We start from the raw sequence: 540 nt of genomic DNA on the forward strand, positions 1-540 counted from the left end.
CAAATCAGCTTTGAAGACCAAGAAGATGCCTATCTGAATAAGCTAGCTCTCAAGCAGGCCAAGACAAAGATTCTGCTGGCCGAGCAGGCCAAAGTTAAGAAAGAATCAACCTATATTTTAGGAAATATCAGCGATTTTGACTACTGGATCACCGATCAAAAACCTAGCCCTGAGCTAGAAGCTCTTCTGGCTGGGAAAGTCACTATTATTTGCTAGTTTGACAAGATTTCATTTTATAGCTTACGGAGGAAGCGACCATGACCAAGCAACCTATTCGTTTGATTATCAGCGACATTGACGGCACAATTCTCGATGACCAGCACCAAGTAGATCCGCAACTGAGGGAGCAGATTCCCTTGCTGAACAAAGAAAACATCCCCTTTGTCCTAGCCTCTGCCCGCTCTCCTCTGGGCATGGAGCCAATTGCTCGTAAGCTAGGGCTGGGTGATAACCCACTAGCCTGCTACAACGGTGCTCTGGTCATCAAGGGTGATCCGCAAAATTACGAGACCATTATCGAGCATCCATTGGATCTGTCTC

At 46.5% G+C, this 540-nt stretch carries 1 protein-coding gene and 1 pseudogene; both read left to right on the forward strand.

From position 1 onward, the window contains the following. Window positions 1–216: pseudogene (locus D8792_RS11295) on the forward strand (DeoR/GlpR transcriptional regulator); the annotation flags it as partial. 41 nt (window positions 217–257) lie between these two features. Then, window positions 258–540: HAD family hydrolase (locus D8792_RS11300; protein WP_142999416.1), on the forward strand; the 283-nt coding region annotated here is incomplete at its 3' end.

The sequence above is a fragment of the Streptococcus cristatus genome (assembly GCF_003943505.1).
Lineage (GTDB): Bacteria > Bacillota > Bacilli > Lactobacillales > Streptococcaceae > Streptococcus > Streptococcus cristatus_E.